Here is a 13,962-nt window from a genome sequence, read left to right as displayed (position 1 = left end):
TTTCGGGCGGTGAGTACGGCGGGGGTGTCGGGCGGTAAGTGGCGCGGAGACCTGTGCACCCTACAGCTGCAGGTCCCGACGGGACCGGGCGCGGCCCTGGGGTGAGGCCCTTCTCACGTGGCGCGCGGAGCCCGCCTCACTCCTCGGAGAGGGTCAGCTCCGCCCAGATCGTCTTGCCGTCCTCGGTGTGCCGGCTGCCCCAGCGCTGGGTCAGCTGGGCCACCAGCAGCAGGCCGCGCCCGCCCTCGTCGAACGTCTTGGCCCGGCGCAGGTGCGGGGCGGTGCCGCTGCCGTCCGACACCTCGCAGATCAGGGTGGTGTCGTCGTGGATCAGGCGCAGCTGGATCGGCGGGGCACCGTGCCGGATGGCGTTGGTGACCAGCTCGCTCACCACCAGCTCCGCCGTGAACGCCGACTCGCTGATGCCCCACAGCGCCATCTGCGTCAGCACGTACTGGCGGGTGCGGGCGACGAACGCGGGGTCGGCGGGTATCGACCAGGTCGCGACCTGTGCCGCCTGCAGTCCGCGCGTACGGGCCAGCAGCAGGGCCACGTCGTCGGGGGCGCCGTTCGCGGGCAGCAGGGAATGCACCACGCCCTGGCAGATGTCGTCCAGCGACCCCGTGCGGCCGGAGAGCGCCTCCGCCAGCAGCTCCTGGCCGGCGTCGATGTCCCGGTCGCGGGTCTCGATCAGACCGTCGGTGTAGAGGGCGATGACGGTGCCCTCGGGCAGCTCCAGCTCGGCGGACTCGAAGGGCAGTCCGCCGAGGCCCAGGGGCTGTCCCGACGGCACTTCCACCTCCATCGGCCGGCCGGCCGGGTCCAGCACGACCGGCGGCGGATGCCCGGCACGGGCGAACGTGCACCGGCGGGTCACCGGGTCGTAGACGGCGTACAGACAGGTGGCGCCCACCTCACCGGTCACGCCCTCGCTGCCGGCCTCCGCGGAGAGCCGTACGACGAGATCGTCGAGGTGGGTGAGCAGTTCGTCGGGGGCGAGGTCGACGTCGGCGAGGGTGCGGACGGCGGTGCGCAGCCGGCCCATGGTGGCGGAGGCCTGCACCCCGTGCCCGACGACGTCACCGACGACCATGGCGACCCGCATCCCGGACAGGGGAATGACGTCGAACCAGTCGCCGCCGACCCCGGCCTGCGCCGCCGGGAGGTACCGGGACGCCGCCTCCAGGGCGGGCATGCGGGGCAGGGTCTGCGGGAGGAGGCTGCGCTGGAGGGCCAGTGCGGTCTCGCGTTCACGGGAGTAGCGGCGGGCGTTGTCGATGCAGACGGCGGCCCGGGCCGTCACCTCCTCGGCGAGCAGTTCGTCGTCGGCGGTGTACGGGTCCAGCCGCTTGAAGCGGGTCAGGACGGCGACGCCCAGGGTCGTGCCGCGGGCCCGGATGGGCACCGACATGGTGGTGTGGACGCCCAGCTCCTTGACCCGCGCGCTGCGCAGCGGGTCCCAGGCCAGCCAGTCCGACAGGGTGTTCGCCGGGTCGCCCGCCACGATCGTGTGGCCGACGGACAGGGAGGCCGCCTGCGGGGAGGTGGCCGGGTAGACGTCCGTGCGTCCCACCTCGACCACCGCCTCGGGGCAGCCGGGGGTCACCGACTGGTGGGCGGCGCGACGGAGGGTGAACGGCGCGGAGAGCGGGCCCTCGTGCGGTTCGTCGCCGTGGTCGAGGGACTGCATGAGGTCGACGCTGACGAAGTCTGCGAGGACGGGGACGCACACGTCGGCCAGCTCCTGGGCGGTGCGCGTCACGTCGAGGGTGGTGCCGATGCGGATGCTGGCCTCGTTCACCAGCTGCAGCCGCTGCCGCGCCAGATACTGCTCGGTGATGTCGTGCCCGGTGACACAGACCCCGATCGGCGCGCCGGACTCGTCCGTCAGCGGTGCGATGGCGGCCGACCAGGCGTGGGCGCGCTGCTCGTCGGCGGCCCGCAGGAAGGTCTGTACGTCCTTGCGCCGGCCCAGGGCGAACACCTCGCGCAGGTGCTCCTCCAGCTTCTCGCCCTGCCGGCCGCCGATGATCTCGGACATGTGCAGGCCCCGGAGGTTGTCCTCGGGCATGCCCACGGCGTCCGCCATGACGTCGTTGATGCCGCGCAGCCGGAGCCGGTCGTCGAAGACGGCCATGGCGCACGGCGACTGGAACATGACGGCCGCCGCGAGCGGATCGTCCCGCCCCAGCGGGCCCGGATCGTCCAGCGGGCAGAGAACCAGCCAGCTGCCGTCACCGTCGCCGTTCGTCGCGCGCTGCTGGTGGGCGAGCAGCCACGCGGTCACCGTACGGCCGTCGCGGTGACGCAGTGTGAGCGTCCCGCTCCAGCTGCGGCTGCCGGGCGGAGGTGGGAGGAACGCGTCGCCCGGGGCCAGCAGCTCCTCGGCGGGGCGCCCCACGACGTCCGCGGCGGGCCAGCCCAGCAGGCGTCTCGCGCCCTCGTTCCACTCGACGATCGTGCCGTCGCCGTCCATGGCCGCCCGCGCCGTGGCGGCACCGTCCAGGGCATACGCAGGCGTGTCACCGTGCGTTACCTTGCGGCTCCTCATCGTCGCGAGTTCCATTTCGCCGGACCGAACGGGCTTACGGGTGAAATCCAGCCTATGCGCTCCGCAGGGAAAGCGGATGGGAAAACGTATCCTCGTGCGACCTGTCGTACCGGTGTTCGCCGAGAGGGGTGTGGGGGACTCCGGCGCCCCCGGGGCGCGGCGGTGGAGGCGGTGACGGACCCGACGGCCGGCCCCGCCGTCGCCCTGGCCGTGCACCGTACGGCTGGTGCGGGCGGACGGGCGGGCGTTCCCGTGCTGGGGCTGAACGCGGCTGCTGCCGCGCTGGGGGGACGGCTCGGCGTCTCGGCGTCATCGCGCCACGCAAGCTGCACCGGTCGCTCGCCGCCCGGCTGGAGGGTGGCCTTCGGCCGTGGCTGGGCGGTCGACTCCGCTGTCGTCCTGGTCGGGTCGTGAAGGGCGGCCTTCGGTCGTGGGCTTGGGGCCCGGTTCGGCTGTCGGCTGTGGTGTGGCGGTCGGTTGTGCTGTCGTCCTGGCAGGGCGATGAAGGGTGTGCTTCGGCCGCATCGGCAGCCCTAGCCCGACCGTCCACCGGGCGGTGCCGCGTGACCGCCGCGTCCACCGGCCGAAGCCCGTCCCCGCCTGCGCTCTCGGGGTCCATGACCGGCGACGCGATCGTCCCTCTCCAGGGCGGGACCCGGCACGCGCCGACGGGGTCGTCCCGTCCGCGGCGGGACTCCTCTCCGTCGGCCGGAGGATCCCGGTCCGGGACGAGACGAGACGAGACCCGTCTTCCGTCTGCGGGCGGGTCAGGACGCCGTATTTCGTCCGCAACCTACGCCGATCGCGCCCGGTGCCCCGCCCGCCCTCGGCGCGGCGATCGGCGCGGTGCCCCGCCCGGCATCCTCGCCGGGTCCCGTCGCCGCGCCGCGCGGCAGCCCGGTCGGCCTCGCGCCGACCGGCAGCCGACCGGGCGAGGCGTGCGACGAGGCCCGGACCGGGGGGCCTCCTCGCCGGTCGACCGCTCGCGCGGAGGGCGTCGCTTCGGCCGGGCGGGGGAGCGGAAGGGAAACCGGTTCCGTCCGGACCGTTGACGAGCCGTCATGTCTCTAACAGCATGGCCAGGGTCCAAATTTGGGAGCGCTCCCACATCCACGTCGTCTCCCGCGCCACCGTTCGTCCGTCACCGCTGCGCGCCCCCACCTCCCCCGAGGAGCCCAGACGTGAAACGACGCAGAACCAGCCTTCTCGCCCTCACGGCCCTCCTCGCGGCCGCGCTCACCGCGCTGCCCGGAGGCCCGGCCCAGGCCGATGAGGTCGAACAGGTCAAGAACGGAAGCTTCGACACCACCACCGCCCCCTGGTGGACGACCGGCAACGTCACCGCCGGCCTCACCGACGGCCGTCTGTGCGCCGACATCCCCGGCGGCACCACCAACCGCTGGGACGCGGCCGTCGGCCAGAACGACATCACCCTCGTCAAGGGCGAGTCGTACCGGTTCACCTTCTCCGCGTCCGGCACACCCCAGGGCAACGTCCTGAGGGCGATCGTCGGCCTGTCGGTGGACCCGTACGACACCTACTTCGAGGTGAGCCCGCAGCTGAACATCTCGGGCGACTCGTACACCTACACCTTCACCTCGCCCGTCGACACCACCCAGGCCCAGGTCGGCTTCCAGGTGGGCGGCAACGCGAACCCGTTCACCTTCTGCATGGACGACGTGTCCCTGCTCGGCGGGGTGCCGCCGGAGGTGTACGAGCCCGACACCGGGCCCCGGGTCCGCGTCAACCAGGTCGCCTATCTGCCCGCCGGACCCAAGAACGCCACCCTGGTCACCGACGCGACGGCGAAACTGCCCTGGCGGCTGAAGAGTGCGTCGGGCGCTGTCGTCGCCCACGGGCGGACCACACCCCGCGGGCTCGACGCCTCCTCGGGGCAGAAGGTCCACACCGTCGACTTCGGTGCCTACCGCAAGCGCGGGACCGGCTTCACCCTGGTCGTCGACGGCGAGACCAGCCGCCCCTTCGACATCGACCCGCGCGCCTACGAACGCCTGCGCCTGGACTCGCTGAAGTTCTTCTACACCCAGCGCAGCGGCACCCCGATCAGCGACGAACTGCGCCCCGGCTACGGCCGCGCGGCCGGCCACGTCGACGTCGCGCCCAACCAGGGCGACGGCGACGTGCCCTGCCAGCCCGGGGTCTGCGACTACCGGCTCGATGTCACCGGCGGCTGGTACGACGCCGGCGACCACGGCAAGTACGTCGTCAACGGCGGCATCTCCACCTGGGAGGTGCTGAGCACCTACGAGCGCGCGCTGCACGCCCGTACCGGCAAGGCCGGCAGGCTCGGCGACGGCTCGCTGGACATCCCCGAGAGCGGCAACAAGGTGCCCGACCTGCTGGACGAGGTCCGCTGGGAGCTGGACTTCATGCTCAGGATGCAGGTGCCGAAGGGCCGGCCGCTGGCCGGCATGGCCCACCACAAGATCCACGACGAGCAGTGGACCGGCCTGCCCATGATGCCCGCCGCCGACCCGCAGAAGCGCGAACTGCACCCGCCGAGCACCGCGGCCACCCTCAACCTGGCCGCCACCGCCGCCCAGGCGGCCCGGCTCTACCGCCCCTACGACCGCGCCTTCGCCGCCAAGGCCCTGGCCGCGGCCCGCACGGCCTGGGCGGCGGCCGTCGAGCACCCCGCGAGGTACGCCTCCGAGAGCGACGGCGTCGGCGGCGGCACGTACGCCGACGGCAACGTCACCGACGAGTTCTACTGGGCGGCCGCCCAGCTGTACCTGACCACCGGTGAGAATGCCTTCCAGGAGTACGTCCTCGACTCGCCGGTGCACACCGCCGACATCTTCGGCCCCATCGGCTTCGACTGGGGCCGCACGGCCGCCGCCGGACGCCTCGACCTCGCCACGGTGCCGAACAAGCTTCCCGGCCGCGACAAGGTCCGCAAGTCCGTGATCGAGGGCGCCGACCGCTACCTGGCCGCACTGAAGGACGAGCCGTACGGCATGCCGTACACGCCTGAGAACAACGTCTACGACTGGGGTTCCAACCACCAGATCCTCAACAACGCGGTCGTCGTCGCCACGGCGTACGACATCACCGGAGCGTCCAAGTACCGCGAGGGCGCGCTGCAGAGCATGGACTACCTCTTCGGCCGCAACGCCCTCAACATCTCCTACGTCACCGGCTACGGAGAGGTCGCCGCCCGTAACCAGCACAGCCGCTGGTACGCCCACCAGCTCGACCCGGACCAGCCCAACCCGCCGGCCGGAACCCTCGCGGGAGGACCCAACTCGAGCATCCAGGACCCCTACGCACAGAGCAAACTCCAGGGCTGTGTCGGTCAGTTCTGCTACATCGACGACATCCAGTCCTGGTCGACCAACGAACTCACGATCAACTGGAACGCGGCGCTGGCCCGCATGGCGTCGTTCGTGGCCGATCAGGCCTGACCCGTCCCCGCCGGTACGGCCGTGCGCCCGAGTCAACCGTGCGGCCGATGTCCTTCCAGGGCGTCGGCCGCACGGCGTCGGTACCACGGGCCATGCCCTGTGACCTGCGACTATTTACGGGTAAGTACCCTCGCGGTACCGTGGGCGCATGCCTGCTCTGAATGTGGAGTTCAGCGACCGCGAGCTCGAGGACCTGCGGCAGATAGCCAAGGAACGCGGTACGTCGATGAAGGCGCTCGTGCGTGCGGCGGCCGCGGCCGACATCGTGCGCCACCGGGCGCTCAAGGAGGGCGCGGAGACCTTCCGCCAGTTCTTCACCGCGAGCGCCGACGACTTCGCCGCGGCCTTCCCGGACGACGAACCCGCCGCGCGGGTGAGAGGGCGGGCCGTCTGACCGATGGCCTCCGTCATCCACATCGACGTGCCGTGGCTGCTCCAGCGGCACGAAGAGGTCATGCCCGAGCAGCCCAGCATCAGCGACTTCTCCGCGCTCGTCGCGGCCGTGGCCCGGCACCGTGTCGATCCGCCGCGGCTCGGTGTCGACTCCGACCCCGCCTGGCGTGCCGCCGCGCTGCTGCACACCCTCGCGGTGCTCAAGCCCCTGCCGGCCGCCAACGCCCGCTTCGCCTGCGCGACGGCCGTGGCGTACATGTTCGTCAGCGGCGCCGGTATCGACGCGCCGTACGGGGCCCTGGTGGATCTCGCGCGCGATCTGATCTCCGGAGCGACGGACGTCTACGGGGCGGCGGACCGGCTCCGGTCCTGGCAGATCTGAGCGCGGGAGGGGGCTCGACCGCGGTGCGAACACGGCCTCCGGGGCCGCCGGCCGAGGGCGGGAGGAGCAGGGCCGGCGGCCGTTTCGCGCGGGAGAGCCGCCGTTCCGCGCGGGGCCTTCCGAGGGGGCCGCCTCGATTGAACAGCGCACCGCGGCCGCACGGGAGCGTGCGCGTGCCGTCGGGGCGTGCGCACGGTTCACACGGGGTGCTCAAGTCCTTGAATTTTCAGGAACCGGAAGGCTTCGTTCTGCGAAGCGGAATCATTCGTACCGGTCATCTGACCTGCTTTTAGTGATGCAGATGTTGCTCAAGCGCCTTGTTAGCCATGAGTAACTTGTGCAAGGGTGAACTTCCTGCGCATGGGCAATGGCCCGGCTGGAAAGGCTATTTGGCCTTTCCGGTCGCCGAAGGGCCCAAAAGGCTCGCGGCAGACGGCTGTTGCGCGGCCCGGTCCCCGGCCGCTTTCCCGGCGCCCGCCAAAAAGGTACGCACCAGTCCAGGGCCCTTTTCGGCGGCCACAACTCCGTGTGCCATCTTGTGCCTTGGAAGGAAACCCGCTCTGTGCACACCCCCCACCCTCCCCGCCCCACATATCCGCCCGCTCCCGGGCCGGTGCCCGGAGAGTCCGACGAGACTCTCGCCGCCCGGCTGAGGGGCTGGCCGGACGGCGGCGCCGGCGACCCCGTCGCCCTGCTGATGGCACGGCACTGGCAGCCCACGTACGACTACGCGGCGATCTGTCTCGCCACCCAGTCCGGTGTCGCCTCGATGGTGACCGCCACCGCCTTCCACCGGGTGCTCGACGGGCTGATGCGGGGCGAGTCGGGCGTCGCGCTGCGGCCGCGCCTGCTGGTGGCCGCGCGCGACACCGTCAAGGAGTGGTCCGCGGAAGAGGGCGTCTCCCAGGTGCTGTCCGACCTGCGCAAGCCCGCGGGCGGGCGCGGCATGCGGGCGGCCAAGTCCATGACCCCGGAAAACCGCAAGCTCATCGAGCGTTCTTTCCAGGCCCTCCCGGCGGTCGCCCAGTGCCTGCTGTGGCACACCGAAGTAGAAGCCGAAACGATAACCATACCCACTGGTCTGCTGGGCCTGGACACCGACAACGCGGTGGCCACGCTGGAACAGGCCCGTGACAAATTCCGCGAGGGCTGTGTGCGCGCCCACCGGGAACTCGCGCCGTCCAAGGACTGCCGCTTCTACAACCGGCTGCTGGACGTGCCCATTCGCCGTGGCGGCGCCCTGCTGCCGGATGTCCAGCAGCATCTGCTGGAGTGCCGCTACTGCCGATACGCCGCCGAGCAACTCAGCCATTTCGAGGGCGGACTGGGCGGTGTGATCGCCGAGGCCGTACTCGGCTGGGGAGCCCGGCGCTATCTCGATTCCCGGCCCGGCCGCATGCCGCACAAGGGGGCTTCGCGACGTCCCGGGAGCGGCGGCCGGCACCGTCTGCTGTCCCAGATCCCCGCGCAGCGCCGCAAGCTCACCTCCGGCGCGCGCAACCCGCGGGCCCTCCTCACGGTCGGCGTCTCCTCGGGCGCGCTGCTCGCGGCCGTCCTGGGCGCCGCGTTCCTCTCGGACGACGGCGGCGCGGCCGATCCCGCCGCCTCCACCAGCGCCACCGGGGGCGTCGCCACGGCCCCCGACACCGGCAACGAGACCACCACCGACACCGGCTCGCCGACCCCGCCGGCCTCGGACGGACGGCCCACGGGGCCCGTGCAGACGCGGCTGCGCAACCAGGCGGCCGATCTGTGCCTCGACATCAAGGGCGGCAAGGCGGAGAAGGGCGCCGCCACCGCACTCGCGGAGTGCGACTCCGACTGGACCCAGAAGTGGTCCTACGAGGAGGACGGTCTGCTGCGCAGCGTCGCCAACCCCGAGCTGTGCCTGGACTCCCAGGTCGACGCCGGAGTCGTCGTCCTCGGCACGTGCGCCGACGAGGACTCCGAGCGCGGTGACGACGTGCGCTACGACTTCACCGTGCAGGGCGAGTTGCTGCCCCGCTGGGGGGAGGGGCTCGCCGTCGCCCCGATCGGCAGCGAGCCGAAGGCCGACATCGTCATCAAGGTCCGGGACAACTCCGGACGGCAGCACTGGCTCACCGACGGGGTGACCGCCAGCCCCGACTCCCTGTCCGTCTCCGGTTCCGAGGCCCCCACGCCCGAGACCGAGCCGGTCACCCGGAAGCCGGAGGCCGATTCCTCCCCGGCTCCAGGACCGCGCGGCTCCGACTCCCCGGAGCCGGGCGTGTCCCCTGAGGCGGAGGTCGAACAGAACGGTTCGATCAGGTCGGTGGCCGACGGCACGACGACGGAGACGGGGCCCGGCACCGATTCCGGCACCGACCCGGTGCGCCCCCTGACGTCCGTCGACATTCCGCGCCTCCTCACCGGGCTCGGGTTGTGAGAGGGGGCGGTCCTCGGGCGCGGGGGCCCGAGGACCGCTCGCGGAGCCGGTCGCGTCAGGCGTCCTGACCGGGCCGGTACTCCCCGTCGGCGAGGCTCTCCGGGCCGACCGAGGCCGGTGTGCGGTGCCCGGACAGTGCGAGGGTGAGGTCGAACTCGGCGAGCAGGCACCGGATGACATGTTCCACCCCGGGCTGTCCGTCGAGGGCGAGGCCGTAGACGTAGGGGCGCCCGAGGAGCACGGCCCGCGCCCCGAGGGCCAGCGCCTTGAAGACGTCGTCACCGCTGCGGACGCCGCTGTCGAAGAGGACGGTCAGGCGGTCGCCGACCGCCCGGGCCACACCCGGCAGCGCGTCGGCCGCCGCGATTCCGCCCGCCACCTGCCGGCCCCCGTGGTTGGACACGACCACCCCGTCCATCCCGGCGTCCGCGGCGAGCCGGGCGTCGTCGGGGTGCAGCACACCCTTCAGCACGATCGGCCCGTCCCAGTGCTCGCGCAGGAACGCCAGGTCGGGCCAGGTCTTCCCGGGATCCCCGAACATGCCCGCGAAGTGCAGCACGGCCGCGTCCGGATCCTCGTGGACCGGTTTGGCGAGGCCCGCCAGGAACGCCGGGTCGGAGAAGTAGTTGGCGGTGCCGACCCCGTGCAGGAACGGCAGGTACGCCCGCTCCAGGTCACGCGGCCGCCAGCCGAGGAGCGGGGTGTCCAGGGTGACCACCAGCACGGAGTACCCCGATGCCTTCGCCCGCTCCAGGAAGCTCCGCGTGACCTCACGGTCCTTCGCCCAGTACAGCTGGAACCAGCGCTCCGCGTCCCCCAGCACCTCCGCGACCCGCTCCATGGGCGTACTGGACGCCGAGGACAGGATGTACGGCACGCCCTGCGCGGCGGCGGCCCGCGCGGCCGCCGTCTCCGCCTCCGGGTGCACGATCGACAGCACGCCCACCGGGGCCAGGGCCAGGGGTGCGGGCAGCGCGCGGCCCAGCACCTCGACGGACAGATCGCGTTCGCTCACGTCCCGCAGCAGCCGTGGCACGATCCGCCGCCGTTCCAGCGCGGCCCGGTTGGCGCGGGCCGTACTGCCGTCGCCGGCGCTGCCCGCCACATAGCCGACCGGACCCGCGCCGAGCCGGTGCTCGGCCAGCTCCTCCAGCCGGTTCGCGTCGGCGGGCAGCCGTGGCACGGAGCCGCCCATCCCGCCCAGGTAGATCTCGTACTGGAAGTCCGCCCAGTGCTTCGCCATCCGTCCGCCCTGCCCCTCGCCGTCGAGAACACCCGCGTCGCCGACGATCCTGACGAGCCGTGGGGGAGTCGTCCAGCCTCGTGCACGGGGGAGGGGGCGCGTCGCGCGCGGGAGGATGATCCCGCTGTTCCGCGGGGTCGGAACAGGTGAATCCTCCCCTCACTCCCGGCCGTGGGAGGGCCGTTCGGGCGGTTGTCGCGAGCGGAAGCGGAATGTTTCAGGCCTATTGCGCAGCCGTGCAGATCCGGCCATTCATGATCATGAGGCGATCGGGAGCCGCTCAGAATCAGGGTTCGCATGGTCGGATTCCGTGACTTCGAGCCACTGATTCAATACTCAAAGTTACTGAAACGCATGGGGTCGATGTGTGTTCCGGTCCCGGACCCGGCAGACTCGCGCTCGCCGATCCGGCACCGTCCGGGCCGGCTTCGACCACACGACAGATGTGGCGGGGCCGCCCGGGAACTCCTGCAGAGCGGAAGGATGCACACCATGCGGAAGACCGCGCGTTGGGCAGCGACTCTCACCCTGACGGTCACCGCCGTCTGCGGTCCCCTCACGGGCTCCGCGCTCGCCGCCCCCGAGCCCGCCGCGGCCGGGCTCTACGCCCCCTCGGCCCTGGTACTGACCACGGGTCACGGCGAGACCGCGGCGGCCGTCACCCCTGAGCGCGCGGTCACGCTGACCTGCGCGCCGAAGGCCTCCGGCACCCACCCGGCGCCCGTCGACGCCTGTGCCGAACTCCGACGCAGCGGCGGTGACTTCGAGGCCCTCGCGGGCAACACCGGAGCGATGTGCCACAAGCGGTACGACCCGGTGGTCGTCACCGTGGACGGCGTCTGGCAGGGCAAGCGTGTCGCGTACGAGCGTGTCTTCGCCAACTCCTGCCTGAAGGACGCCGCGGCGAGCGTCCTGTACGCCTTCTGAGCGTCCCTCACGACGAGGCCGCCCCGCGCGGCCGACAGACCGGGGTCGTGTGGTTCCGCGAGTGATGAGCGAGGGCCCGTGGCTGGGGAGCGCGAGCCCTGTCGCGGTGTGCCACGTGATCCCGCCCGGGGGCCGGCCGAAGCGGAGTGGGGCCGCGGCCGGCCCCCGGCATCATTTGCCGGGGAGCCGCCGGCCGGTCACCCGGGAGTGATGCTCCAGCGTCCGACCTCCTGGTGCCCGGAGTCGTACAGGGGCTGCCCGTCACCCGGTCCGATCTCGCAGTGCCGCAGGTTGCCGCCCCAGTAGCGCAGAATGCGCTCCAGTTCCTGGACGGTGGTGCCCTCGTCCCAGTCCGTGTCGTCCAGGTCGACTTCGAGAAGAAACTTCACTTCGGGTGTCCCCACTTCCGTCTCGCTCGGTTTCCGGGCCGTTCGGATTCCGTACCGGCGTGCGCCGCCACGGAGCGTGCGCCCCGGTCCTTCCATCGTTTCATTGAACTGCTACATGAGACCTGGCCGTTGCGGTGATGCCCCGGGGGGCGGGGGAGGAAGGTCCGCGAGCGGCGGGAAGCGGCCCAGCAGGCGGGCGGCGCGCAGCAGCCGGTGCATCCGGGGCTGGTCGCAGACGACCCGGAGCCGTCCGCCGCGTGCCCTGGCGGTGGCCTCGGCCCGGCACAGCACGCGCAGGCCCGAGCAGTCGAAGAAGGCGACCTCGCGCAGGTCGACGAGCACGTCCGGCTCGCCGGGCCCGTCGGCCGCGGCCGTCAGATGCTCGGCCAGCAGGTCCGCCGACGCCACGTCGATCTCGCCCGCGACCACGATCACGGTGTACGGGCCGGTCCGGCGGGTGTGCGCGTACTGGTTCGCGGCCGGAACGGCGGGCGTTGCGGCGGAGGGCGCCGCCTGACCGGGGAGGGGACCGGGCCCGGGACCGGGACCGGCGACCGCGTCCCCGGGCCGAGGAGCGGCGCGGTCATGGGCATCCGGAGTCATGGCGGCTCCACCTCGTCAGGGGTAGGGCGCATCGGGCTCGTTGGCTACCCCGGCGTGAGGCCGACCATCCCTTCCGTGCCGTATGCGCGATCTACGACACTCGAAAAGGTGAATTCCCTTTCCATGTATTGACACGTGTCGTGTCTGCTGATCCAGAGAGGCGTGTCCTCGGGCCCGGCTTCCCGTCGGCGCCCCGCGCGTCAGTCCTTACGGGACTCCTCCTGGGCCCGCCGGTCGGGCGTGACGGCGTCGCCCGCCTCGCCTCGACGGCGGCGCCGCTCCTCGGATTCGGTGACCCGGCTCGCGGCCTCCTCGGCCTCGTGCAGGACCTCGTCCAGAGCGGTGTCGGGCGTTTCGTCGTTGTTCCGCTTGTCGTGGCGGGTCATGGGGTGTGCCCTTCTGTGGGTGGGGTCAACGGGCCGGCGCGGCGATGCGCAGGGGCACCGCGGCCGCTCTGCCCGGCATGGTCGGTCCGGTGTCCTCGGCGTCCCGCGTCACCTCCGACCACCACGCCGGGCCGTCCTCGATGTGCCGCAGCAGCACGCCCTCGCGGATCGCCCAGGGGCAGATCGTCACGGACTTCAGGCCGGTGAGCTTCATCGTGGTGTGCCCGACCAGCGCGCCGGCGAGGCTCTGCATCGCCCGGGGCGCGGAGATGCCCGGGAGCGCGGACCGCTCGGCCGCGGGGAGGCGGGCGAGGCGGGCGATGGCCACCTCCAGGTCCGCGCACCGCAACTCCCGGTCCACGAAGGGTCCGTGGCGGCCCGGCGCCGAGCCGCACAGCCGGGAGAGCTGCTGGAAGGTGCGCGAGGTGGCCACGGCGGTGCGGGGTCCCTCCCAGCGGATGCGCGCGGAGACGTCCCGCAGTTGATGGCGGACCTTGCGCCGCAGCGCCTTGACGCTCTCCGGTGACGGGGGGTCCTGTCCCAGGAAGAACTCATGGGTCAGCCGGTTGGCGCCCAGCGGGAGCGAGGCCACGAAGTCCGGCAGCCGGCCCCGGCCGAAGGCCACCTCCAGCGAGCCGCCGCCGATGTCCATCAGCGCCAGCGGGCCCGACCGCCAGCCCATCCACCGTCGTGCCCCGAGGAAGGTCAGTTCGGCCTCCACCTCGCCGGGCAGGGTGCAGATCGGAACGCCGGTCGCCGCGCGCACGGCCCGCAGCACGTCCTGGCAGTTGGGCGCGGAGCGCACCACGGCGGTCGCGAAGGCGAGCGGCGTCGACGCCCCCCATCTCTCCGCCGTACGCGTCGCGGCCGCGACCGCGTCGCACAACTGCCGTACGGATTCGTCGGGTACGGCACCTCCTGGCGGCACATGCTCCGACAGCCGCAGGCGCCACTTCGCGGTGTGTACCGGCAGCGGCACACCCCCCTCGGCGTCCGCCACCACCAGTCGTACGGTTTTCGATCCGACATCCACCACGCTCATCCGCATGACCCACGGAGTACCCGTGAGGCGCCCGCGCACGCGTGACCCGCTCGGCGGGTGGTGGCGCACGGTCGCATACCGGCCGACCGGGCGCCGTCGCACACGCCCGGCGGAGGGCAGGCCGCGCGGGTGCCCGGGAAGGCCGCCGCTCAGATGTCTCCGTCGGCGAACGTTCGCACCACTGATCGGAATGATCAGCTTTCTTGCATATGAT

Annotated in this window: 12 protein-coding genes; 6 read left to right on the top strand and 6 right to left on the bottom strand. The window is 72.3% G+C overall.

All coding sequences use genetic code 11. The features are described 5' to 3' along the window. Positions 1-136: 136 nt before the first annotated feature. Positions 137-2,551 carry a SpoIIE family protein phosphatase gene (locus ACFU5F_RS05350; RefSeq protein WP_383882238.1) on the bottom strand — a complete coding sequence of 805 codons (2,415 nt, stop codon included), beginning with the start codon at positions 2,549-2,551 and terminating at the stop codon, positions 137-139. Between the two features lie 171 nt (positions 2,552-2,722). Between ACFU5F_RS05350 and ACFU5F_RS05345 the strand changes: the two genes are divergently transcribed. The 5 genes from ACFU5F_RS05345 to ACFU5F_RS05325 all read left to right on the top strand — a co-directional run bounded on the left by ACFU5F_RS05345 (position 2,723) and on the right by ACFU5F_RS05325 (position 9,158). Continuing rightward, positions 2,723-2,965 carry a hypothetical protein gene (locus ACFU5F_RS05345; RefSeq protein ID WP_383882235.1) on the top strand — a complete coding sequence of 81 codons (243 nt, stop codon included), beginning with the start codon at positions 2,723-2,725 and terminating at the stop codon, positions 2,963-2,965. Positions 2,966-3,732: 767 nt separating this feature from the next. Then, a complete protein-coding gene (locus tag ACFU5F_RS05340) occupies positions 3,733-5,976 on the top strand; it encodes a glycoside hydrolase family 9 protein (protein ID WP_383882232.1) in 2,244 nt (747 codons plus the stop codon). 148 nt (positions 5,977-6,124) lie between these two features. Further along, positions 6,125-6,370: a hypothetical protein gene (locus ACFU5F_RS05335; RefSeq protein ID WP_383882230.1), complete on the top strand. Its 246-nt coding sequence runs from the start codon at positions 6,125-6,127 to the stop codon at positions 6,368-6,370. Positions 6,371-6,373: 3 nt separating this feature from the next. Continuing rightward, entirely contained in the window at positions 6,374-6,751 is a 378-nt protein-coding gene (locus tag ACFU5F_RS05330) for a toxin Doc (RefSeq protein ID WP_383882227.1), read from the top strand. Positions 6,752-7,313: 562 nt separating this feature from the next. Continuing rightward, positions 7,314-9,158, top strand: coding sequence for an RICIN domain-containing protein (locus ACFU5F_RS05325; protein ID WP_383882224.1), 1,845 nt, complete (start codon positions 7,314-7,316; stop codon positions 9,156-9,158). Between the two features lie 55 nt (positions 9,159-9,213). On the opposite strand, the gene ACFU5F_RS05320 is transcribed toward ACFU5F_RS05325, so the two are convergent. Next, positions 9,214-10,401: a lactate 2-monooxygenase gene (locus tag ACFU5F_RS05320; RefSeq protein ID WP_383882221.1), complete on the bottom strand. Its 1,188-nt coding sequence runs from the start codon at positions 10,399-10,401 to the stop codon at positions 9,214-9,216. A gap of 492 nt (positions 10,402-10,893) precedes the next feature. On the opposite strand from ACFU5F_RS05320, the gene ACFU5F_RS05315 reads away from it, so the two are divergent. Then, the gene (locus tag ACFU5F_RS05315) at positions 10,894-11,328 is read left to right on the top strand and encodes a protease inhibitor (RefSeq protein WP_383882218.1); all 435 of its coding nucleotides are present in this window, start codon (positions 10,894-10,896) and stop codon (positions 11,326-11,328) included. A gap of 197 nt (positions 11,329-11,525) precedes the next feature. Here ACFU5F_RS05315 and ACFU5F_RS05310 read toward each other — a convergent pair whose 3' ends face one another. From ACFU5F_RS05310 to ACFU5F_RS05295, 4 genes are all read right to left on the bottom strand, one after another. Then, the gene (locus ACFU5F_RS05310; RefSeq protein ID WP_383882215.1) at positions 11,526-11,717 is read right to left on the bottom strand and encodes a hypothetical protein; all 192 of its coding nucleotides are present in this window, start codon (positions 11,715-11,717) and stop codon (positions 11,526-11,528) included. Between the two features lie 111 nt (positions 11,718-11,828). Beyond that, positions 11,829-12,320 (bottom strand): anti-sigma factor antagonist, encoded by a 492-nt coding sequence (locus ACFU5F_RS05305; RefSeq protein ID WP_383882212.1) that lies wholly within the window; start codon positions 12,318-12,320, stop codon positions 11,829-11,831. 200 nt (positions 12,321-12,520) lie between these two features. Beyond that, positions 12,521-12,706, bottom strand: a complete 186-nt coding sequence (locus ACFU5F_RS05300; RefSeq protein ID WP_383882209.1) for a hypothetical protein — start codon at positions 12,704-12,706, stop codon at positions 12,521-12,523. Positions 12,707-12,731: 25 nt separating this feature from the next. Continuing rightward, positions 12,732-13,754, bottom strand: a complete 1,023-nt coding sequence (locus tag ACFU5F_RS05295; RefSeq protein WP_383882207.1) for a Ppx/GppA family phosphatase — start codon at positions 13,752-13,754, stop codon at positions 12,732-12,734. Between the last annotated feature and the right edge of the window lie 208 nt (positions 13,755-13,962).

Origin of the sequence: Streptomyces sp. NPDC057438, from assembly GCF_042802995.1 — a bacterium.
In the GTDB taxonomy this organism is placed as follows: Bacteria; Actinomycetota; Actinomycetes; order Streptomycetales; family Streptomycetaceae; genus Streptomyces.
The sequence above is the reverse complement of the archived record's forward strand: the minus strand, read 5'-3'. Positions and strand labels throughout refer to the sequence as shown.